General features: G+C 44.4%; 23 protein-coding genes. 12 read left to right on the forward strand and 11 right to left on the reverse strand.

Features of this window, described 5'->3' with window-relative positions; all coding sequences use genetic code 11:
• Window positions 1–174: 174 nt before the first annotated feature.
• The gene (locus RH45_RS08710) at window positions 175–561 is read left to right on the forward strand and encodes an NUDIX hydrolase (RefSeq protein WP_008076196.1); all 387 of its coding nucleotides are present in this window, start codon (window positions 175–177) and stop codon (window positions 559–561) included.
• Between the two features lie 65 nt (window positions 562–626).
• Here RH45_RS08710 and RH45_RS08715 read toward each other — a convergent pair whose 3' ends face one another.
• Window positions 627–1,100 carry an FKBP-type peptidyl-prolyl cis-trans isomerase gene (locus RH45_RS08715; protein WP_008076197.1) on the reverse strand — a complete coding sequence of 158 codons (474 nt, stop codon included), beginning with the start codon at window positions 1,098–1,100 and terminating at the stop codon, window positions 627–629.
• Between the two features lie 18 nt (window positions 1,101–1,118).
• Complete coding sequence (locus RH45_RS08720; protein ID WP_008076199.1) at window positions 1,119–1,739, reverse strand: thiol:disulfide interchange protein DsbA/DsbL; 621 nt, start codon at window positions 1,737–1,739, stop codon at window positions 1,119–1,121.
• Between the two features lie 227 nt (window positions 1,740–1,966).
• Between RH45_RS08720 and RH45_RS08725 the strand changes: the two genes are divergently transcribed.
• Window positions 1,967–2,584, forward strand: a complete 618-nt coding sequence (locus tag RH45_RS08725; RefSeq protein WP_008076200.1) for an OmpA family protein — start codon at window positions 1,967–1,969, stop codon at window positions 2,582–2,584.
• Between the two features lie 101 nt (window positions 2,585–2,685).
• On the opposite strand, the gene RH45_RS08730 is transcribed toward RH45_RS08725, so the two are convergent.
• On the reverse strand, window positions 2,686–2,937 hold the full coding sequence (locus tag RH45_RS08730) for a YgjV family protein (RefSeq protein WP_008076202.1): 252 nt from the start codon (window positions 2,935–2,937) through the stop codon (window positions 2,686–2,688).
• A gap of 311 nt (window positions 2,938–3,248) precedes the next feature.
• Window positions 3,249–3,578, reverse strand: coding sequence for a DUF496 family protein (locus RH45_RS08735; RefSeq protein ID WP_277422221.1), 330 nt, complete (start codon window positions 3,576–3,578; stop codon window positions 3,249–3,251).
• Window positions 3,579–3,760: 182 nt separating this feature from the next.
• Here RH45_RS08735 and RH45_RS08740 point away from each other — a divergent pair, with 182 nt between their 5' ends.
• The 6 genes from RH45_RS08740 to luxQ all read left to right on the forward strand — a co-directional run bounded on the left by RH45_RS08740 (window position 3,761) and on the right by luxQ (window position 10,048).
• Window positions 3,761–3,955 (forward strand): hypothetical protein, encoded by a 195-nt coding sequence (locus RH45_RS08740; protein ID WP_008076206.1) that lies wholly within the window; start codon window positions 3,761–3,763, stop codon window positions 3,953–3,955.
• A 33-nt stretch (window positions 3,956–3,988) separates the two neighbouring features.
• Window positions 3,989–4,645: a YceH family protein gene (locus RH45_RS08745; protein ID WP_008076208.1), complete on the forward strand. Its 657-nt coding sequence runs from the start codon at window positions 3,989–3,991 to the stop codon at window positions 4,643–4,645.
• Complete coding sequence (locus RH45_RS08750; RefSeq protein WP_008076210.1) at window positions 4,646–4,960, forward strand: GIY-YIG nuclease family protein; 315 nt, start codon at window positions 4,646–4,648, stop codon at window positions 4,958–4,960.
• A gap of 70 nt (window positions 4,961–5,030) precedes the next feature.
• Window positions 5,031–6,182 carry a conjugal transfer protein TraF gene (locus RH45_RS08755; RefSeq protein WP_008076212.1) on the forward strand — a complete coding sequence of 384 codons (1,152 nt, stop codon included), beginning with the start codon at window positions 5,031–5,033 and terminating at the stop codon, window positions 6,180–6,182.
• A 213-nt stretch (window positions 6,183–6,395) separates the two neighbouring features.
• Window positions 6,396–7,493, forward strand: a complete 1,098-nt coding sequence (locus RH45_RS08760; protein WP_008076214.1) for an autoinducer 2-binding periplasmic protein LuxP — start codon at window positions 6,396–6,398, stop codon at window positions 7,491–7,493.
• Complete coding sequence (luxQ, locus tag RH45_RS08765) at window positions 7,493–10,048, forward strand: quorum-sensing autoinducer 2 sensor kinase/phosphatase LuxQ (RefSeq protein WP_008076216.1); 2,556 nt, start codon at window positions 7,493–7,495, stop codon at window positions 10,046–10,048. Before RH45_RS08760 ends, luxQ begins: the two co-directional genes overlap by 1 nt.
• On the opposite strand, the gene RH45_RS08770 is transcribed toward luxQ, so the two are convergent.
• The 5 genes from RH45_RS08770 to yccS form a co-directional block, all read right to left on the reverse strand.
• Window positions 10,035–10,700 (reverse strand): PilZ domain-containing protein, encoded by a 666-nt coding sequence (locus tag RH45_RS08770; RefSeq protein WP_008076218.1) that lies wholly within the window; start codon window positions 10,698–10,700, stop codon window positions 10,035–10,037. The two genes, luxQ and RH45_RS08770, sit on opposite strands and share 14 nt — an antisense overlap.
• A 126-nt stretch (window positions 10,701–10,826) precedes the next feature.
• A complete protein-coding gene (locus RH45_RS08775; protein WP_008076220.1) occupies window positions 10,827–12,086 on the reverse strand; it encodes a hydroxymethylglutaryl-CoA reductase in 1,260 nt (419 codons plus the stop codon).
• Between the two features lie 82 nt (window positions 12,087–12,168).
• Window positions 12,169–12,456: a hypothetical protein gene (locus RH45_RS08780; RefSeq protein WP_008076222.1), complete on the reverse strand. Its 288-nt coding sequence runs from the start codon at window positions 12,454–12,456 to the stop codon at window positions 12,169–12,171.
• Window positions 12,457–12,510: 54 nt separating this feature from the next.
• Window positions 12,511–12,672, reverse strand: coding sequence for a hypothetical protein (locus RH45_RS23530; RefSeq protein ID WP_008076225.1), 162 nt, complete (start codon window positions 12,670–12,672; stop codon window positions 12,511–12,513).
• Window positions 12,673–12,877: 205 nt separating this feature from the next.
• Window positions 12,878–15,034: a YccS family putative transporter gene (gene yccS, locus RH45_RS08785; protein WP_008076227.1), complete on the reverse strand. Its 2,157-nt coding sequence runs from the start codon at window positions 15,032–15,034 to the stop codon at window positions 12,878–12,880.
• 198 nt (window positions 15,035–15,232) lie between these two features.
• On the opposite strand from yccS, the gene helD reads away from it, so the two are divergent.
• Window positions 15,233–17,299, forward strand: a complete 2,067-nt coding sequence (gene helD / locus RH45_RS08790; RefSeq protein WP_008076229.1) for a DNA helicase IV — start codon at window positions 15,233–15,235, stop codon at window positions 17,297–17,299.
• Between the two features lie 26 nt (window positions 17,300–17,325).
• Window positions 17,326–17,646 carry a divalent-cation tolerance protein CutA gene (gene cutA, locus RH45_RS08795; protein ID WP_008076231.1) on the forward strand — a complete coding sequence of 107 codons (321 nt, stop codon included), beginning with the start codon at window positions 17,326–17,328 and terminating at the stop codon, window positions 17,644–17,646.
• Here the strand turns inward: cutA and RH45_RS08800 are convergent.
• A complete protein-coding gene (locus RH45_RS08800) occupies window positions 17,610–18,221 on the reverse strand; it encodes a DUF2238 domain-containing protein (protein WP_008076232.1) in 612 nt (203 codons plus the stop codon). The genes cutA and RH45_RS08800 overlap by 37 nt on opposite strands.
• A 225-nt stretch (window positions 18,222–18,446) precedes the next feature.
• On the opposite strand from RH45_RS08800, the gene RH45_RS08805 reads away from it, so the two are divergent.
• Together RH45_RS08805 and RH45_RS08810 are read left to right on the forward strand one after the other, a co-directional pair.
• The gene (locus tag RH45_RS08805; RefSeq protein ID WP_008076234.1) at window positions 18,447–19,286 is read left to right on the forward strand and encodes an isopenicillin N synthase family dioxygenase; all 840 of its coding nucleotides are present in this window, start codon (window positions 18,447–18,449) and stop codon (window positions 19,284–19,286) included.
• A 237-nt stretch (window positions 19,287–19,523) separates the two neighbouring features.
• Window positions 19,524–20,141 (forward strand): DNA-J related domain-containing protein, encoded by a 618-nt coding sequence (locus RH45_RS08810; protein ID WP_008076236.1) that lies wholly within the window; start codon window positions 19,524–19,526, stop codon window positions 20,139–20,141.
• A gap of 48 nt (window positions 20,142–20,189) precedes the next feature.
• On the opposite strand, the gene RH45_RS08815 is transcribed toward RH45_RS08810, so the two are convergent.
• Window positions 20,190–21,845, reverse strand: a complete 1,656-nt coding sequence (locus RH45_RS08815; protein ID WP_008076238.1) for an ABC-ATPase domain-containing protein — start codon at window positions 21,843–21,845, stop codon at window positions 20,190–20,192.
• Window positions 21,846–21,934 lie beyond the last annotated feature (89 nt).

The raw sequence follows: 21,934 nt of genomic DNA on the forward strand, positions 1-21,934 counted from the left end.
CCGGCTTTCGCACAGAAGCCGGTTTTTTTGTGCTGCAAAATCAGAAATGGGAATTATCTCATAACAAATGGTGGGTATGTTGCGATATTATCGCCGCAAATAATAACACCACCACCATATATTCTGGGGATGGTATTGAAATCAGCAGTAACGAAGGAATTATAAGGAGTGCACATGAAACACTTGTCTATGGCCATTGTCGTCAAAGATGGAAAGGTGTTGGTACAAGAAAGGTTTAGAGCATCTAAGGGAATGGTTGTTGAGTTTCCGGGAGGTCAGGTTAACCACAATGAATCAGGCACTGATGCCGCTATTCGTGAGCTTTACGAAGAAACGACACTGAAAGATTTAACTCATGTCGCGACTTTCTCTGACATTAACGAGTATGGTGGCCGTATTTACTACACAGTGTTAAAAGCAGATTCGAACACCGAGCCGAAAGTCGTCGAAGACGTTGATCAACAGAGTTTTAAGTGGCTGAATCCATCAGAGCTGCCGCTCAGCGAATTTTATGCGGCTGATCAAAACTTCATCAGCAAGCAACTGCCCGAGTTCTGTTAAGCACTCTATATGAAAAAAGCCAGTCATTCGACTGGCTTTTTCGTTAATACATCAGCGTGTTTTAGTTATTGAATCTCTAGTAACTCAACATCAAAGATCAATGTTGAAGCTGGTGGAATAGGGCCAGTGCCATTTTTTCCGTAAGCCAGCGGGCTAGGGATGAACAAACGGAACTTATCACCTGGTGACATGTAAGTCAGACCTTCTTGCCAGCCTTTGATGACTTGGTTCAGCTTGAAGCTAATCGGCTCGCCACGTTCCACTGAACTATCAAATACAGTGCCATCAATTAGCGTGCCGTGGTAATGCACTTTTACTGTGTTGCTGGTTGTTGGCTTGGCTGTCTCTTCGCTTTTTACCAGGATCTGGTATTGAAGCCCTGACTCAGTCGTTATAACGCCCTCTTGTTTACCGTTTTCGATAAGAAAAGCTTGGCCAGCAGCGAAGTTTTCATCGCTAACTTTGTTGTTGGTCCAAGTGCGGTAGATCATGAAGCCAGCAAGGATGAAGATGATGATCGGAAAGATAATTTTTGACATAGTAAACGTCCAGTCTGTTTATTGCTGTTTAGTTAGGTAGTTGATGGTGTTAGCGATACCGTCGACATCTTGATGACCCGATGTCAGCACCATGTATTTTCCGTTAACAATGAAAGTCGGCACGCCATTGATTTGGCCTTTTTCTGTGATGTCTTGTGCAATAGCCATCGCCTTAAATAGCTGCTCTTGTTTTGATTTGTCTAAATCGTATGGGCTTATTAAATCACGAGATTGGAATGCCTTGTCAATCGCGGCTTTTCGCTCTGAATTCGTTGCGCCATCCCCCATTTGTACTGCCGCAAATAACTCTTGCATGAATTGGTGGTCCGGCTTTTTACCCAGTTGCATCTCGGCGGCATAGTAAATCATGGCACCGATTTGAGCACTTTCATTAAAAGTGACATGTACTTTGCCGATTGATTGATTTGTCAGCTCTTCAAGTTGTGGCATTACGGATTCCATTTTATAGCAGTGGCCACAATTTAAAGAGAACACTTCGGTTACTTGTGGTAATCGGTACGTTGCCAGATTGACTGGAAGCTGTTGGTATTGTTTTCCTTCTTGGGGAATATTGTTGTCTGAACAGCCAACTAAGAGGCTCGTTACTGAGATAGCAATCAGAGCGAGGAGCTTTTTCATATCGGATTCTCGAGATAGTCGCGTTTACAAGCCAACGCGAGTTAAAAGTTAACGAATTTTACTCTTTCAAGTGAAAGAACTAAATAGCCAGTCACGAGTAATTAATCGCAAATTGTTTCTAAAACAGCTAATGCACAAACTTTGCGCACAGCGGCTAAAATTGCGTTAAAGAATCAGAAAAACGGCCGATACAGTTAAAGAATCACAAAGGAACCAATGGTGGAGAGATGAAATACCTGACCTTACCTCTGATTATCTTACTTTCTGGCTGTACCAATATGGCGCAAGATATCGCTAATATGACGGAAGATATGTTAGATACTGCACCTAAGACAGATTTTGAAGTTCGTTACCCAGAATGGGGCAACGATCCTAAGGTGGCTCAGTCAGGTGTTGAAGGACCGATGGGGCAAACGCGTGCACCTTACTATAAGGATCTGCAAAGCTTTTTGTTAAAAAATGGTGTGGATTACGAAGTGTTGCCGGGCAACCACATTATGGTCAAATTGAAAGATACGATTAAGTTTAATACCGGATCTTCTCAAGTGATGCCTGATTCCGCTTACTGGTTAGATATGATGGGGGAGTACCTCTCAACTCAACCGGGGATAGACATAGTTATCGATGGTCATGCCGACAGTACAGGGGCTCCGTCTTTCAATGACAGCTTGTCAATGAAGCGCGCAAAAGCGGTTAAGCAGCAATTAGTACGTAATAATGTTGCGATGGATTCAATCTTTACACGTGGCTATGGCGAGTTTGTCCCGGCTTGCTCGAACGCATCTATGGCAGGCAAAGCGTGTAATAGAAGAGTAGAAGTGTTGTTTATCGTATCAAACAACTAACTCTGTGGTTTCGAAAATGATAAAGCTCAGCACTTCGCTGAGCTTTTTTGTGGTAGTTAAAGAAAACCCCAGACGCCTGTCTGGGGTTTTGCATTTTTTAACTAAGCGGCGCTTTTGGCTTCGTCAGTTTTTTTTTCGCTCTGCATCTTCGCTAAGAAGTAGACGTTAACACATGCGATAAAGCCATTAGTCACGACAACTGGCCAAGCATCAATCATTAATCCATAAGCAGTGAAAAGCGCACAACCGATAAAGTTAAGAACACGAAGCTTAACGATATCTTTCATGGTTAACGAGATTGCTACCATGATAGAAGCAGCGTAGCCCAGAATTTCAACCATATTCATTTCCATAATTTGACCCTCTAAATGTTTGCCGAACAGTGTCAGTGTCGGTACCAATTCTTCTCTTCTTGAGATAAGTGAGGAAGCTCCGTGCCTCGAATGGTCTAATTGTTTATCTGACGTGAAATATAACAGGGCTAAATGTGTGATGAAAGTCCAAAATTTGTGAACGGAGAAGGTTAGCGATTACGCAAACGTTTAGCGCTATTTAGTAATTTGTAATAACGAAATTTGTTGGCTAGTCATTGTTTCGATGGGGATCTAACAAAAAGCCCGCATCGAGTGCGGGCTTGGTCTATTTGGTGTAACCGAAGTATTGCTTACTTCTTTTTGCCTTGAAGAACTTGCTTATCTTCTTCGGTTAACTCGCGGATACGGCGGCTGATGTCGCGACGCTCTTTAGAGATTTCTGCACTCTTGATGATGTGATCATCAACGCGATCTTCGTAGTCTGCTTTCATATTTTTGATGATACCAACGATTTCTTCGTTGCTCATATCAGACTTGATGTAATCAAGAAGGTTTTCTAGAAGATCCACACGCTTACGGTTGTCACGAACTTTCTTCTCGTTGTCGATAAGTTCACGTTTCAGTTTATTCTTACGACGTGCCTGAGATACGATTTCAAATACACCACTCATAGGTTCTATTTCCTGGTTTTCCTTTAACTACCAACGATTAAATCACAACATTGGTGCCGATAACAGTCTTAAGATCAATCATTACAGTATGTTGACGCTTTTATCACCGATCTCTTTAAGCAACGATTGTAGCAAGGGGATGGTTCGATATATGATTCGTAAATTAACGTTACACTTTGTGCAAATCGATCATGCGAACTTCTGACATTATAGTCCCAAAAGAAGAAGATAACGCGATACCAAGCCGCGTACATAAAATCGTCTCAGCCTACCGAAGCGAGCGAACCCGTCAAGAAGTGACGGAAGTAGAGCTAAACCGTACTAAGATCGTAATGATTGATGAACACGGCAATATCAAAAAGGTTCCCATCCTGTCTGAGCACTGATTAGCTTAGCGGGCGTATCATAAGGAAATAACAATGAATATCGAACTCAATCCTGTAGAAGCACGTGTCATTGGCTGTCTTATTGAGAAAGAGGTGACGACTCCTGACTATTACCCTTTGACATTAAATAGTCTTACCTCGGCTTGTAACCAGAAAAGTAACCGCGAACCCGTCATGAACCTTTCTGATACTGAAGTCCAAGAAGCGGTCGACTCTTTGATTGCTCGTCGCTTAGTGAGTGACGAAAGTGGCTTCAATAGCCGAGCGAGTAAATTCCAACACCGCTTTTGTAATACTGAATTTGGTGATTTGAAACTGTCTAAACAGGAAAAAGCTATTGCCTGCTGTATGCTTCTTCGTGGACCACAAACACCGGGTGAGCTGCGCACACGTACCAATCGCCTTGCAGATTTCTCTGATGTAAAAGAAGTCGAAGCGGTTTTGGATAATATGGCTGCTCGCGATGCAGGTGCGCTGGTGGTTAAACTTCCACGCGAAGCAGGCAAGCGGGAATCTCGCTACATGCACCTGTTTAGTGGTGACGTTGACATTGAGGCGTTGACCAGTGCCGCTCCGGTCAGTGCACCAAGTGCGAGTAATGAGCGTATTGATGCCCTTGAAACGGAGGTCGCTGAGCTTAGGCAGGAGCTGGCTCAACTGAAGCACCTGGTTGAACAGCTTGTTGGTTAGATGACAACTAAGGTAAGTACTAACAGTGCGGACTGGTTTGTCTATTTTGTCCGCACTCGCTCTAATGCACTTTATTGTGGCATTACGACAGACATAGAGAGAAGGTTTGCCCAGCATTGTGCTGGTACGGGAGCCAAAGCCCTAAAAGGGAAAGGCCCATTAACACTTGCGTGGTACCAGCAAGTAGGGAGCACGCGTAGCCAAGCCTCAAAGGTGGAATATCGTTTAAAGCAACTCTCTAAAGTGCAGAAAGAAGCACTGGTTAGTGGTGTTTTACCTTTGATTAGTGTGATTGATGTGACACTAGTGGAATAATTCGTACTTGATGTAACAAAAAATGTATTAATCTTGTTTATGGAAGTTAATAATAAGGTTGATACGGAAAATGAAACAACTAAAAACTCTATCCTTGGCAGTGGCTTGCGCCTTGATTGGAACCACAGCGTCAGCGGCAAATATCGTTGCTGACGGACGCGGTAACGGTATGGGCAATACTGGTGTAACGTCTGCTGACTATTTGCTTGCTCCATTCTATAACCCCGCTTTAACGGCGGTTTACCGTGATGAAGATGACTTTGGCATTTTGGCTCCTGCAATTGGGGTGAATGCGCGTGATACCGATGAGTCTTTGTCGACGCTTGACGACCTTCAAGATGCCATAGATGATTTTGAAGACTCTGGTAGTACTGATCCTGCCATTGCCGCCGAACTAAATGATTATCTTACAAAGCTCTCTGACGACAAACCTTTGGCAGTAAGTGCTGGAGGTGGTTTAGCAGTTGCTCTGCCATTTGGTGTGGTTTCAGGCAATATATTCATGCGCGGTTATGCGGAGATTATCGCTCAGACAGACATCGCGCCCGATGGTGGGGATTTACCAGCAAACGTGCAAACCCGCTATGAGAATTCGAGCGTAGACATGCTAGCGTTTGGTTATTCTGAATACGGTGTTGCTCTGGCGAAGCGAGTGCAACTGGCAGGCCACGACTTCTCTTTTGGTGTCACACCCAAATACCAGCAACTAAAAACCTACAGTGAGATTCTAAATGTTGAAGATTTTGATTTAGAGGATTACGACGAAAGCGAAACCAGCAAGAATGCGTTTAACTTAGACCTTGGTATGGTTTGGTTTTATAACGATTTCCGCGCGGGTGTAGCCGTTAAAGACTTATTCTCTCAAGATCTAAAAACTAAAGATAAGTCCGATAAGTATCGACTAGATACGCAAGTCACTTTGTCTGGTGCCTATGCGACTGAGTTATTGACGGCAACAGTCGACTTAGATTTAACAAAACAGAAGCGTTTTTCTGGCCTTGATGATGATACTCAGTTCATTCGTATGGGTGTAGAGGGAAATGCATGGGGTTGGGCGCAGCTTCGTTTAGGTTACGAAATGGATTTGGAAGATACGCTCGATAATTCAGTGACCGCTGGACTTGGTATCAGTCCGGGTGATTTGGTCAGTGTAGACATTGCTGGTAGTTATGCTGGTGACAATCAATTTGGCTTGTCTGGTAACTTGGCCTTTACATTTTAGCGTCAGTTAACGGTATTTGGCGTCAATTTAATAGCATTTGTTGATAAGTTGACGCCAAGATGTATATCAAAGTGATACGGCTATGAACTATATTTCAGGTTTAGGTGTAGAAATGAACATTTAGCGGATGGGGGTGTTTTTTCTGCTACCAAGATCATTTTGAATCATTATACTTGAGTTATATTTTGTTTAGGGTAGGAAGCAAAAACACCAATGTATAAAGCCTCACTGTTCCCAATTTTAACGTTAGTTTCTGCTATGTCGTCTGCTCACACGACGCAAGTCCTCAATGGATACTGGCAATATGAAGATTACCTCAAAGCTTTCCCTAAGCAACAAGCCTTGACTGAAGAATTAGTTGACGCGGTACGCGATTATCCTGTTCCGATCGGAGTGAAACAGTCTAAGCCGATTACGATTTCTGTTGTTTATCCAGGGCAACAAATCTCCGATTATTGGAGTCGAAATATTAAGGCATTCGAAACACGTCTGGACAAATTGGGCATCAGTTACAAGATCAATCAGGTTTTTACTCGTCCAAACGTTGATGTTCGCCAGCAAAGCCTTTCGTTGCTCGAAGCAATAAAAAACAATACTGATTATCTGATTTTTACTCTCGATACCACCCGCCATAGAAAGTTTATTGAACATGTTATGAGCTCGACAGATACGAAGCTCATACTGCAAAACATTACCACTCCAGTTCGAGCTTGGGATGACAAACAGCCGTTTATGTATGTTGGTTTTGACCATATTCATGGCGCTAAATTACTGCAAGACTATTACAAACAAAGCAGCGCAAAAGACAGCCGTTATTCTGTACTCTACTTCTCTGAAGGCTATATAAGTTACGCTCGAGGCGATACCTTTATTGAAGAGATGAGCCATCATGATACTTACAAATTGTCTTCTTCCTACTACACCACAGCAACGCGCGATTCAGGTTATAAGACCGCGCTAGAAGCCGTGAAAAACGATCCCAATATTAGTTTTATCTACGCGTGTTCTACCGATGTTGCATTGGGTGCTGCTGATGCGTTGGAAGAGCTAGAGCGTAAAGATATTGAATTGAATGGTTGGGGCGGTGGTACGGCAGAGCTTGAGGCGATCGCTGCAGGTAACTTAGATGTGACGGTCATGCGAATGAATGATGACACTGGAATCGCGATGGCAGAAGGCATCAAATGGGATTTAGAAGGGCGTCAAGTTCCACATGTATACTCTGGCGACTTTGAGCTTGTTACTGCAAAAGACAGCGCCTTAACCATAGAAAAGCTGAAACAAAGAGCATTCAGGTACTCTGATCTTTAATGTTGAAAATATTCAAGCGTAGTCGGCGCTATCAGCTCGCTACGCTTCTTACCAACTCAATCTTTATAACCATTGGTGTTCTTACCTTGGTTATGGTGCTACAAAACTATCAGGTAAACCGTGAAGTTGTGGCACAGGAAGTCGCGCGCACAAAAACCCAAACTCAAAGCCTAGTACAAGAGATTTTTAATTTTCGCCTGAAAGCGTTAGAAATCCAGCAAGACAGCTATTCACGAAGCGTTTCTTTGATTGAAGGTGTAGGGCAGAAAGATCAGGCCGCCATTGACCGGTTTTTTACCAGTATCGACCAAGTCTTGCCAAACTTAGCCCCTGACATCCGTTTCTTGGCGAGTCGAGACGGTGTTTTCTGGGACGACGGCAATGCGGAGTTTTATGGTATTTCTTCTGATCAGCTAAGCCATTTAAGCCAAGATATCGTTACTGGGAACTCTTGGCATATTTCTCAAACGCCATCTCAAATGGGCACTCGCTACTTAATGATGCGCCGCTCGCCCGTCGTAAATCTTGTCAATGGAGAGGTGGTCGCACATCTGTATATTGGTGTTGTACTAAATAACAACTTCTCGCTGGTCAATGCGATTACCAAAGGAAGTAACGCCGATGAGCTCTTTTTAGCGGTTGGCTCACAGGTGATTGCTTCAAGTAACAAAGTCGAAGATTTTCGTTACATTGAATGGCTAGAGGGCGCTTCTAAATCTCTAAATGCGAGTCCGCATATGGTGTCACGTACTGACTTAACCATCGCTAACGTGCCCACTTTTTTATCTGTTTACACGGTTCAACGAAATGACCACATAGAAGGCTTTGTTAAAAGCCAGTATTTGTGGATGCTACTTACTGGGGTCCTAATCGCCGTTATCGCGATATCAACGCGTCTTTGGTTGGGTAAACGGGTGTCTAAAGAGCTTCAAAAGTTGATGAGTTATATTGAATCAACGTTTACGACGCAGCAGCCCGACAAATATATTGGTTCTGCCATTGAAGAGTTTAACCAGATCGGGGATAGCTTCGAGTTATCTTTTAAAAGGCTTAATGAACAAGAGAAGCAGTTTGCGGATCTGTTCAACTTCTCTTTGTCGCCAGTCACGCTTTGGAGTACAGACCAAGCAAAACTAATCCGTTATAACCCTGCCGCTGAGCGTTGTTTTAAAAGTGACGTGTCTCGAGAGCAACTAGTGGAAGCATTATCCTCACATGTAAAAATGTGTGCTCAAGGAGCGACTTTAACAGGCGTCAACACGACGATTGATGGTAAAACTTACCGATGGAATTTGTCACCAATTGTCAGTGATAACACGACAAAGCAAATCATGGCCCAAGGACAGGACATCACCAGCTTTGTGGAAGCCGAAAGACAAAGTCAGGCGGCCAAAGAAGAAGCGGAAGAGTCGGCGCGCGTAAGGGCTGACTTCTTAGCCAAAATGAGCCACGAATTGCGTACACCGCTAAACGGTATCTTAGGTGTGTCTCAACTTCTGAAACACAGCTTAGATGAGCGAGACGCTTTAGAACACGTCGAAGTCTTATGTAATAGCGGTGAACATCTACTTGCCGTGCTTAACGACATTCTCGATTTTTCAAAAATAGAACAGGGCAAATTCCATATCCAGTGTGCGGAGTTTCGCTTAATTGAACTTGAAACGACCGTAGAGAAGATCTTCCGTCCTCTTTGCATTGAGAAAGGCATTAACCTTGATATGCAAAGTGATGTGACGGAGAAAATGTGGGCCAATAGCGACCAGGTTAGACTGAACCAAATCTTGTTCAACTTGGTGAGTAATGCGATTAAGTTTACCCATCATGGACACGTAACCGTTAGCTTAAGTTGTTACCCACAAGATGGACGTTATCAACTCAGAATGAGTGTTACCGACACCGGTATTGGCATCAGTGACGCGCAGCTAGCGACAATATTTGAACCTTTCATTCAAGCCGAAGCGACGACCACTCGAGAGTACGGGGGCAGTGGGTTAGGCCTGGCTATCGTTCACAGCTTGGCCGAGCTCATGAATGGCGAAGTGACCATTGAAAGCCAATTGGACAAGGGCACGCGAATCTCTGCGACGCTTCCATTAGACATCGCGATAACTGAGCGCAGCGTCGAACCTAACAACATGATAGTTGAGCCCCACAACTTGTTTGACGAGACTCTTGAGGTGCTGTTAGTTGAAGATAACCATACCAACGCGTTTATCGCTAAGGCGTTTTGCGAAAAATACGGAATGGACGTGACTTGGGTGCAAGATGGCATCAATGCTATCGAGTATTTAAGAGACAACCCAAATGTATCGTTAGTCTTGATGGATAACCAGCTTCCAAGCCTAGGTGGTATTGAATCCACACGGATTATTCGCGAAGAGCTGGGGTTAAATGTACCGATCTTCGCTTGTACTGCAGATGGAATGCAAGATACAAAACGCGCGTTTATTGCCAGTGGCGCCGATTATGTCATTGTAAAACCAATTAAAGAGCTCGCTTTAAACAAAGCCATGGTTTATTTCAAAGAGCATTACCTTGAGGCTAATAACGACTAGATAGGTAAGCGTGTTCAACTAAGGCCTGTTTAAGCTCGTCATTAATCTCGATCGTGTCGCTGAACTTAATGCCGAGTTTATGGCCACCGCGCTCTTTGACGATATTAACAATGCTGAACTTTACCCCCTCAGGCAGGTAGTCTGAAAGATCACTTTGTACTTCAATCACACTGTTGGAAGACAGTTCATTTTCGCCAGCAATGTAGATCGCACAACCCGAAGCAGAAAAATCAATCAAACGGCCACTATAAGCGACGTCATTCGACTTAACCTCAGCAGGAATATCCATTGAATGGCGCTCATGCTGGCGCACTGGCTTTGACGCAAAATGAGTCGGTGGACGTAAGAACAACAAAGCGGAAGGGGTCGATGCTTTGACGATAATCGTACTCTTAAACGCGACGATATGACCTAACTTGGTATTGGTAATGGCCCGCACAACAATTTCGGTGTTGCTCAGTTTGCGAATGATCAAGGCTTCTTTAGCCTTTGGTGGAAGATCTATGATAAGAAACTGTCCGGGCTTACAGCCGATATAGCTTGTAGAAAACAGATAGCGATCATCAGGGCCGAAGTGAATTGTCGCAGACAGTTTGGTTCCTGGGTGAAGCAGAGTGACCAGCTCTTCAATGGCGTCTTCGGTAATGGGCATTGGCGTACTGTGCGTGTGTATGTATATAAAAACTATACTGAATATAGCATTTATCTGCAGGAGTTAACGCTGAGTAATTGAGTTGACGCACATTTGAAAGGGGTAAAGTGCTCCGAAGAGCACTCTTTATCGGGCTAGCTTTTGGTGAGCACGTGAAAAATGTTCCGCGCAAAAAGCACCGACGATGGATAACTCGCCAGCCAAACAAATAGAGGCTGCTACTTCTGCTAATGCTTTGGCTTTCCCATTGCCAAATAGTCCCATAATATCAAGGCATGCCTTTTGACTTGGTAGGCCGGTGCCACCGCCTACTGTTCCGACCATAATATTAGGCAGTGTGACGCAGGCATAGAGCGCACCTTTATCTGTCAGCTCCATGCGAGTGATGCCAACGGCCGACTCAGAGACACACGCGGCATCTTGACCACAAGCAATGTACAGTGCAGCAAGCGCATTGGCGTAATGGGCATTTACTCCAATTCCGCCACTAAGTGCAGCGCCCGTTGTCGTCATTTGGCCAAACTCAACCATCTGTTCTGGCGTGGTATGTAAGTATTTCTCAACGAGTTCACGTTTTAGTATTACTTCTGCTGTCACTTTTTTGCCACGAACATGACGCAGAGTGTGCGCGTTAGGTTTTTTGTCTCCAGACAGGTTACCGTCAAGAAAAGACGTTTTGGGTACAACTGGCGAGTGCTCAAGAATGTAGTGATACACCTCATTTGTCGCGATTGTCACCATGTTTTGACCTGATGCGTCACCAGTGTGAAATTCGAATACTAAGTAAACGCGGTTGCCCTCAACATTGATGTTGATGTCATGCAGTTTTCCGTGCGATGTCGTAGATTCAGCTACCTGTTTAAAGTGATCGTATTGCGTAACAACCCAAGCAACAAATTGACCGGCTTGCGCAAGATTACTAAAAGCGAAAACAGGTGTGCGCGTTACCCCTTCATTAAGCAACATAGCGCTTGCTCCACCGGCCGCTGTAATCAACTGGGCTCCACGATTGTAAGAAGCAACCAATGCCGCCTCAGTGGTGGCAAGTGGGACTAAGTAATCCTCTTTAGCGTGCAGCCCATTCACTCTTAGAGGTCCAGCTAGGCCAACTGGCAGTTTTACAGTACCAATAAAGTGTTCGATATTCTTATTGTAGGCTTCTGCATTATCTAATGTGTGAGGGTCTAGCAACTGAGATTTATCAGTGATGGATTCTAGTTTTCCCCAACGCTTATTGAGCGTTTTTTCACTAATGTATGGGCTTGGTGTCAATCGAAGGGAAGGGCGCTCAAAACGAGAGCTGAGTAATTGTTCTAACTCGTCTGTAAGTGGACTTTGGGTAAAGCAAGATGCGCGACCACGTTGAGACAAATTTAATTTAGGCATAGCGAAATGAATAATAAAAGTTATCCGAGGATTCTAACGGCTTGAGCTGGGATAACAATAGCTGTTTATTGATTGCTACAAATTAGACGTGAATATCCAGTAGAGTACCGATCATTTCTTGGTCACGTTGTAGGACATTGGTACCAATCTTACTGTATTGGTTTGCTTGGTTGAGCTTAATCATGGAGTCAACGTAAGATGGGTCAGGCGTTTCTGGTGCTTTAAACTCGACTTTGTTGAAATCTAGAGACTGATCTTTTTGTATCGTAGATAGGGAAGGTTGTTGATTTATTTCGAGCGCAGCTTCTTCAGCCATCTTTGATGATTGCTCAATCAGTTGGTAACCTGGCTGAACTGAAGAAACGGTCATAAACTCCTCCTATACCTAAATATTAAGACTTGTTTGAGTTTTGAGCAAGTTGTGCTAAGAGAACAGGCTAGATATTAAGTTGAGCTCTTCTTCGGTAACTAACCGATCTTCTGTGTGCTCTAACGTGTTGTTTATCTCGCCTCGAAGCGCACGCAACTGTTGAGGTGACAGCGTGCTAATTTGCTTTTTGAACTGTTCAAATTGAATTTGGGTCATATCGTTACGCCTCCGAATCAAGTATTTTGATTGATCCGAAATTCGAGCGTTACCTCCCTTCACACTCATACTCCGGTAAATTCATTTGTATCCAGTCTAGGCAGTGGTGGTTAAGAAATGTCCGAATATTGTCAGGTAGTGTTAGCAGAAAGTGAAGGAGGTCAGGGCTGACCTCCGACGATTAAATAGACTAATAAATGAGCGATTAGTGATTCACACGAACTGCGAATTTAGTTGCTAATGAATGCAACTCAGGCAACATTCGATAGATAAGATAAAGCTGTTGCAGAACCATTTTGACCGAGCTGTCATCTTCTTCTCGCCACTCGGAAAGTCGTGACTCGAGGTTCGGATCATTAATGTCTGCGGTGTCGCAGCTATCGCTATGGCTGTTAAGTTGATTAAACAAGGCTTCCAAATGCTGGTGAATCGCACGATGTGCATCTAAGACGAGCTGGTGAGTATCTTCGTTATCTATACGACGACGATGTGCCCCAAGTGCCGAGATGTAACTTAACAAGGCATGGCTTAATGTAAGGAATCGAAAGCTCTCGTCGATGGCAGAGCGATACTTACCCGGCTCGGCAAGCATTGCGCTGATCGCGTTGGTTAAGTTTGCATCATGGTTGTGAGCATTACGACGCGCGATACGGTAGGAGAGGCTATCCTTCTTACCTATCCTGTACTGGCCGATGATCTGCGCGAGGTAATTTCGATTCGACTCGATGGTCTCTGCCATGACTTTATGTAAGCGTTTAGATTGCCAATCAGGAAGGATGAAGGCGACCGCACCAACCGCCAGAGCGCAACCGATCAAGGTATCAGCTAAGCGCGGCAATACTACGGCATAGCCTTCGCCCAATTGATTAAAACAGAACAGAACTAAAACCGTGATAAAGCCAGTAGCGTAACCATAGTTGGCTAATCTAAAGGCAAAGAAGGCAACGCCAGATAGAACAATGAATACCAACTGGCTTTCTTGTGATGGGAAGAAAGTAAGCAGAGGCACACCAATAAACAAACCTGCCAATGTCCCTATTACTCGGGCGACGAGTTTTTGCCTTGTTGCACTGTAGTTCGGTTGGCAGACAAACAGCGTCGTTAGCAGAATCCAATATCCGCGCTCAATGTCGAAACCTTGGATAATGCCGTAACCCAGAGTTAACGCTATCGACATGCGTATTGCATGGCGAAATAACATTGAATTTCGGTTGAGGTTTGACTTGATGCGAAGCCACATGGATTTAATGCCATGGGCTTCTGTGTCATCGAGTACATCTTCTTCTAACTTGTTTGCATCCGGGTTGTTGACGTTACTCAGCTGTTTTTCAACGGTGGCGAGGTTATTAAATAGATAGTTAAGTTGATTGATAAGCGAACGCCACTCATGTTTGTTCTGCTCTTTTAGAAAATTGAGGGAGTTCATCAGCTCATCAAGCGCAATGACTGACTCGTCACTGTGCTGGTATTCTTTACCCAACTGAATTGAGTTGGCGATATCGCGACAAGCTTTCGCTTGGCTTTCAAGTAAGTGTTTGAACCTAAATAAAACGTCAGAGCGTTCAAAGTGCAGTGAAAGCTCTTGATAGCGATAGTGACTGGAACTTATTCGCTCGTGAATGTCTTGAGCGAGAAAATAGGTATTCAAGAAACGGTCAGAAGCACCGTCTACATGTCCACGTTTAGAGCGGTTTAACAACGTCATCTTACAGGCGTTCAATGCGCTGACCGTGGCGGCATTCAACCTCGCTTCTTCTATACGGTGGGGTTGAGGCGTTAAGTTGGTTACTGGGTGAAACAACTGGCTTTTAGATTCTAGGTAATTTGCGAGCTGCAGAAATACGGTGGCAAGACTTTGCTGTACAGGCTGCATTGGCCAAAACGCTGACCAAATCATAGACATAAAGAAGTACCAAGCGGCACCACTGAGGAGCATCAACGGTTGAAACCAGAGGTTAGTGCTCTCGTGAGCCCCTAACATGGTGTAAATGGCAATCAGTAGTGAGCCAAACGCGATACTTGCGTAGCGTGGGCCGATCGCTCCCAACATAATAAAGCCAAAGGTGGAGACAAACAGGCCAGCCGCAAAAAGCGCGGGAGAGCCAAACAGAAGCTCGATAGAAAATGATGCGATAGCAAAGCAAACCAAGGTCAATGTCACGGCGATCAATCTACCGGTGAACTTATCGTCACTTTCAGCAAGCGCTGCCGCAATTACACCCAGAATTAAAGGAATGATCAGTGAGTTTAATTGGTAATACCATGGGGGTATGACGACACCAAGTAGCGTCACCAAGATCAAGAGACTGTAGTTGATGGTTTTATTGGCCCAGTAGAGCCGAAGCTGACTAATAATTTGCACAAGTTTTCTGCTTTTGGTTCGCGTTATTTGCATTCTAGCTTAGAGTCAATGGTAAACTTCTGATACAGATAAAGAAACCGCTTCGTTTGCTTATTGAATAGCCAACTAAGATCGATCGCAATGATATTGACACGATCTTTTCAAACTCCTGCTTGCTTGAGTTATGATAGCGCAATGAACACTAGGGATACGATAAGAATGCAGCTAACCGCGAACAAGACTGCACAGTTTTTAATTCAGAATGAATATCATCAAGTTCAACTTGAATCCGATTACCTTGTTTTAAGCTCAGATACGAGTGAAGAGCGCATTCCTTTCAATGTATGGAGCGGTAAAGTCAAACTTAAGCGAGGCGTCTTTTGGGGAGGTTTGCAATTTTTTGCTCACCCCGAAAATGGTGTTGAGCAGTCGTGGTTAGTACAGGGACTGGACTGGCAAAAATGCCGCGACTTTGCCCGATTTGCAGTGGCATCTTACCAAGAATGGCATCAAAACCAGTGCCAACAATTGGTTGAATACCTACCTAAGTGGCAAACCCAAGTTTCTGGATTTGTACGCCAACCCTCTTTTTTAAGTCACTCTAGTGTTAACGCTTGGTTGGACGAGCTTGAGCAAGATTTCCAAAAAATGGAAATGGATCTCGAAGATGCGCGGCTAAGAATGCCTGAACGCGTCGAGGAGCTTTTGCCGTGGATTGTTGAAACGGACAATACTTTGGCAAAACGCAATCAAGATTGGATGGTCAACGAGCTTGAGAATTGGAAAGTCCTATTTTCTCAAATCGAGTCTTCGCCACTTAACTTGACTCAGCAGCAAGCGGTATTGCTGAACGATGATAATAACCTTGTGTTAGCGGGGGCGGGCTCAGGTAAAACTAGCGTACTGACGGCTCGAGTTGCGTATCTATTGCAAAGTCACCTTGCGCAGGCAGAAGACATTTTAATGTTAGCGTTTGGCCGCGATGCTGCGAAGGAGATGAAAGAGCGTTTAAACACCAAAGTGGGCTTGGCCGCTGAAAACATCAAAGTGAATACCTTCCATCAATTGGGTTTGCAAATCTTAAAGCAAGTGGAAAGCAAAGAGATCGTCATTTCCCCTATTGCTTTGGACGATAAGCAGCGGCATGCCTGGTGTGTTGATTGGCTGAAGAAGCACTGGATGACGCCTACTGCGTTCAAGCGTTGGCAAAAACACCTTCAAAAGTGGCCAATCGCTTATCTCGCGGGTGATGACGAACTTGGTAGCCACGTTGAAAACCCAAAACTGATTTCTTGGTTGGAAGGGCAGTTATCACAGTTAAGTGCTTTAGGTGCTAGCAAGAAAGAGATACAACAGAAGCTGATCGAACACCCTGAATACACAAGATTAAACAGTGAGTTAGCGCTAGTTTGGCCTTGTTATACCGCTTGGTTAGACATGCTGAAAAGCCAAGGTCATATCGATTTTAATATCATGATTACTCAAGCAACGAAATGGGTAGAGAAGGGCAAGTTTCGCTCTCCGTGGAAATACATCATGATAGACGAGTATCAAGATATTTCTCCCCAGCGACTTGCGTTGATTGAAGCACTTTGCCAGCAAAATCAGCACCAAGATTGTGTGTTGTTTGCGGTTGGGGATGATTGGCAATCGATTTATGAGTTTGCAGGCTCTGATGTTGACCTGACCACTGGATTTGCACAGCGCTTCCCGCATTCGACTATCCATCATTTGGATACGACATACCGATTTAACAGCCAGTTAGGGGAAGTTGCTAATCGGTTTGTACAGAAAAATCCAGCTCAGTTAGAGAAAGATCTTAACAGTCATAAAGAGCAAAAAGCGAAGGCAGTGGTCCTTGCTCCGAGCGGCAATGTAGAGAAGATCTTGGATGACCTCAATCGCAAGGCGAAAGCAACACAAACCGTACTTCTGCTTGGAAGAAACCATTACCACAAACCTGAGCTACTGACGGATTGGCAAAAACAATTTGGCTTGTTGTCGATTGAGTTTATGACGTGTCATGCAAGTAAAGGCAAAGAAGCGGACTATGTCATTCTGCTTTCGGTGGATGAAGGGCAGTTTCCGGCCAGAGTGAAATCACTCCATTTAGATAAAGCTTTAACGCAGACGAGCGATCCATTCCCATATGCTGAAGAGCGCCGCCTTTTTTATGTTGGTTTAACTAGAGCGAAGAAAAAAGCGTGGGTAACGTATAAGGGAGCGGGTTCTACCTTTGTCAAAGAACTGATTGAAGACGACTATCCAGTCATTGTTCAGAAATAACGTTCAGAAATAACCAAGGAATAAGCATGAGTGGCCAGTACTGTATAACCTTAACGACGACCAACAACGAGGAAAACAAACAGAAGATCATTGATGTGGTACTCACCAATAGTCTGGCTGCTTGTATCCAAACTATGCCCATAGAAAGCCATTATGTGTGGCAAGGTGAAGTGTGTTGTGACAAAGAAACCCTCATTATCATGAAGACCAAGAAAGCGTGCTACGCGGAACTTGAACAGGTGATTGTGGCAAACCACGATTATGACACGCCTCAGGTGGTTCAAGTTCCATTTATAGAGGGCTATAACCCTTACTTAGCTTGGATTGAAGAAAACACGCGCTGCTGAATGGTTAACACAATCAGAGCGGTGACGGCCCCTAAAGTATCCATCAACATATCTTTTTGAGCATCCCATATGTCTCCTTGTGAGCCAAGAAATGCAATGCCTTCGTCACCACCGGCGAGGGCGGCATACCACCATTCAATAATTTCGTAACTTGCGGCAAGCGACATAATGGCAAACAGTGCAAAACTGACCGCATAGCCAAAGCTCATTCTGTTCTTCTTCATTAAGTATTCAGCAATTGGGTAGGCATACAAGCCGATCGAATAGTGTGCTACGCGATCAAAGTTGTTTCTATCTGAGCCAATGAAGTTGTTAAACCAATCGAACGGCACTTCAGCAAATGTGTACTTTGCTCCAATGGTATGCAAGGTCAGCCAGACAAACATCAAGCAATAAGCTGTGGTAGAAAACGTATATCTTACGGATATCGCCCATATGATCGCCAAAATACCGATTGCTGGAATGATCTCCGCGACCCAAACAGCGCGCGACATTGGGTCGAATGCAGAAAACATAAACACGAGCGTGTAACTGACAGTGAGCCACTTAAGAATAGAAGTTGGTTTGTTGTTCATTGTTTGTCTCGTTTCAAGATATGTTTAGTATCTTGCCATTCAATAAAACAGCGTACAATTAATTTTTGCTACTTATTCACGCTCACAAATAACAAAATGTGTTGAAAGGCATTTCTATCGCACAATTAAGCTCCAAACTCTCCGTTTCATTTCATCAAAGTTTGATTTACCTAAATGTCACACATAGAATCTCTGCTCTATTTTAATAACTAAAAAGTTAAAGTCATGAAACTGGAAACTGTCGATTATCTTGCTGAAGATGCAGCAGAGCAATTTGTTACGTCCCTGCGTGAAACCGGATTTGGCGTACTTAAAAACCACCCGATCCCAAAAGAACTGGTTGAGTCTATTTATGAGAACTGGTACCAGTTCTTTATGACTGAGCGAAAGAACGACTTTACGTTTAATGTTGAAACGCAAGATGGGTACTTTCCGCCGTCAGTTTCAGAAGTCGCGAAAGGGCATGAAGTTAAAGACATCAAAGAGTACTTCCACGTTTACCCTTGGGGTCAGATGCCAGAAGAGCTTAAAGAGCAGATCATGGACTACTACCAACGTGCGAATGCCTTCGCAGAAGAGCTGCTTGGTTGGGTTGAAGCCCATGCTCCAAAAGAAGTTCAAGAGAAGTTTTCTATTGCTCTGTCTGAAATGATTAACGGCAGCGACAAAACGCTATTGCGCGTACTGCATTATCCACCAATGACAGGTGATGAAGAACCAGGTGCTATCCGTGCGGCTGCGCATGAAGATATTAACCTGCTCACTGTGCTACCCGCGGCAAATGAGCCTGGACTTCAAGTGAAGGCGAAAGATGGTAGTTGGATTGATGTGCCATGTGATTTTGGTAACCTAATCATCAACATTGGTGATATGCTGCAGGAAGCTTCTGGTGGCTATTTCCCTTCAACGACGCACCGTGTAATTAATCCAACTGGCGCGCGCCAAGAGCAATCTCGTATTTCTTTACCCTTGTTCCTTCACCCTAAGCCAGATGTCGTGCTCTCAGAGCGTTACACTGCGCATAGCTATTTAATGGAGCGATTACGTGAGCTGGGTGTTATCTAGCCATTATTTTGCTCATAAAGCCAAGCTTCGTGCTTGGCTTTTTCGTTTCTAACGCTAGCTAGTTTCGCTTATCGCGGGTCGATCAGGGTAACACGTCCAGACGAGAGGTTAGCTTCTATGATATCAGGGAGTAATCTCTCAAAACGTTGTAAAAACAGTCTGAATCTGGCCGATAGGCTCGACAAATTCTCCCCAGTAGATTTCAATTAACAGTAAATGTTTTAAGTAGAAATCAATATGCCACAACAGACTGAACTTGCCGCTCAATTCCAGCAGTACATGGAAAACCCTTTACTGTGGCCCATCTTAGAGGTGTTACGTAAGAAACCAAGAGGATGGAAAGTTCATACCTTAGCTTCTCATCTAACTGAAATCGAATTGATGCCTATCTTAGATGCATGCGCTGAGAAAGATCTGTTTAAGCGCAATTTCCTCATCATGAATGCACTCTATCAATTGCAAGAGACCTTGTACCCGGATAACTGGTTGCAAGTCCAAGCGATGGATATTGTACTCATGCCGCAGCATCAAGTTTTTGGGCATGAAGTGGATCACCAGGATCCATTACGAGATTATTATTTGGACTGGCACAACTATGAAGCGGAAGAAGGTGAGGTTAAACGACTGTTGAACGAGTTCTGGACGCGTTATCGTGAGTTTGTTGGCGGGGTTGATGTTACTGACATGGATCGCGCTAAAGCGCTCAAGTTATTCGGTTTGCCGTACGATGCGAGCCAAAGTGAAATACGTAAAACGTGGCGTAAATTAGCGCTTAAATGGCACCCGGACAGAGACAACGGCGACAGTGATCAGTTTAGAGTGCTGTGTGAAGCTTGGAACATACTCAGGCACTAATCAACAAAAAAGCGCTCACTGAGCGCTTTTTTACTAATTGATAGCGGACTATCGAGCGGGTTTAAATTGAGTTTTACGCATTCGGTTTAGCGCTGCCATAACATCCAGCGTACGCGGTTTTGCTAAATCACCTTGGTTGGGCATATTTGCTGACCAATCGCTTGCAAGAATGGCGTCAATGTCTTTCGCTGGGTTAGTAGACCAACCCGGTTGTTGAGCGAGTTGAAACCAAAGCCAACCAATAGCGTTAACTTCACTGCTCGACTCCAACTGCTCTAACGCATTGAGATCGGTGAACTCTTTACCAAACCTTAGTGAGTCTACGCCTTTTGCGGAAACTCTAAACTTTCCATCCGCCAGGATTTTTTGTAACGCCGCACAATTTATCGAGCGAGGGCGGAATGTTGCTAATGGTGTCTCACATTCATTATGGCGCTCGGTTGGGTGCTGTTGGATTACCTGTTTTGCCTTTTCGGTAACATCGACCGCTTGGTAGTCATGCATTTGTATGACAGTATCAGCAACATCAAGGTAATCACCTGAGCCGCCCATCACGATGATTGTCGATACATCAAGCTCGTCTCTTAACTGCCCGATACGATCAACCAGTGGTGTAATGGGTTCATCGCCTTTACTCACTAACGCTTGCATTCGCTCGTCTCTGATCATGAAGTTAGTCGCGGAGGTGTCTTCATCAATCAATAAAGCGCGCGCACCAGCTTCAATCGATTCCTGTAACCAAGCGGCTTGAGAGGTAGAGCCCGATGCATCTTGGGTGGAGAAATCTGCCGTATCTTTATCCATTGGCAGATGGTTAATGTAGTTTGATAAGTTTAAGTTATGTACACAGCGGCCATCTTCAGCGCGAATTTTCATTGCTGCTTGATTTGATACGATAGTTTCGCGTCCGTCACCAGGAATGTGGTTGTAAATCGAACGTTCAATTGCGGTAAGCAAGGTTGATTTGCCATGAAAGCCCCCGCCAACGACCAGCGTTATCCCTTTTTTGATACCTAAGCCAGTCACTGGACCTTGGTTTGGAGTCTCGATGGTGACTTGTTGCGATTTAGGTGCTTTAAATTCAATCGCTTCTTTCATCGGTAAGTCACAGTTACCTGCGATACGAGGTAGCACTGAGCCATTACCTACAAAAGCGACCAATCCAAGTTCATCCAATTTATTGCGCATGTGCTCTTGGTCTTCGATTACTTGGCAATGATGAATGAGCGCATCTTTATCCAGTTCTCGCTCTAGTGTGGCTCTACGAATGTATTTAGGCAGGTGGAAAGTAAGTAAATTGTCGGCTTTCTTACCAAGTACCGATCGCCCTTCAGCAGGTAAGTTAATGCGGAACCTAAGTTCGATGCCTTGTTCTGTAAATAGCACTGCCGTGCTGTCTAGCACCGTTTGTCCGGTGAGGGCAATGCTCACACTGGGTTCTTGTTTCGCCAATTGAGCGAACTGGCGAGCAATAAAGTCACGTGCAGCGATTTGGTAGGCTGGGGATTGCTCGGTTAGCCATTGCAGTCCAGTCACAGACCACGGTCTGATGGCTCGAACTCGAGACGCGGAAGCATAAGGGTCGGCTTGGACGTAATCAATATGGAAAATGAAGTCGCTAAAATCGTATTGGCCTTTGATTTGTTGGTAGGCACGATAGTTCTGTTTTTCAATTTTTTTTAGGGTCGCAGTTAACTGGTCCATAAAACGTTCACAAGCTAAGAATAAAGGCCGGAATTATATACCTATTAAGGAGACAAATGCGAGTAAACTCGGGGGTAGGAAAGGGGAAA

This window comes from Vibrio sinaloensis DSM 21326, assembly GCF_000189275.1.
Taxonomy (GTDB): domain Bacteria; phylum Pseudomonadota; class Gammaproteobacteria; order Enterobacterales; family Vibrionaceae; genus Vibrio; species Vibrio sinaloensis.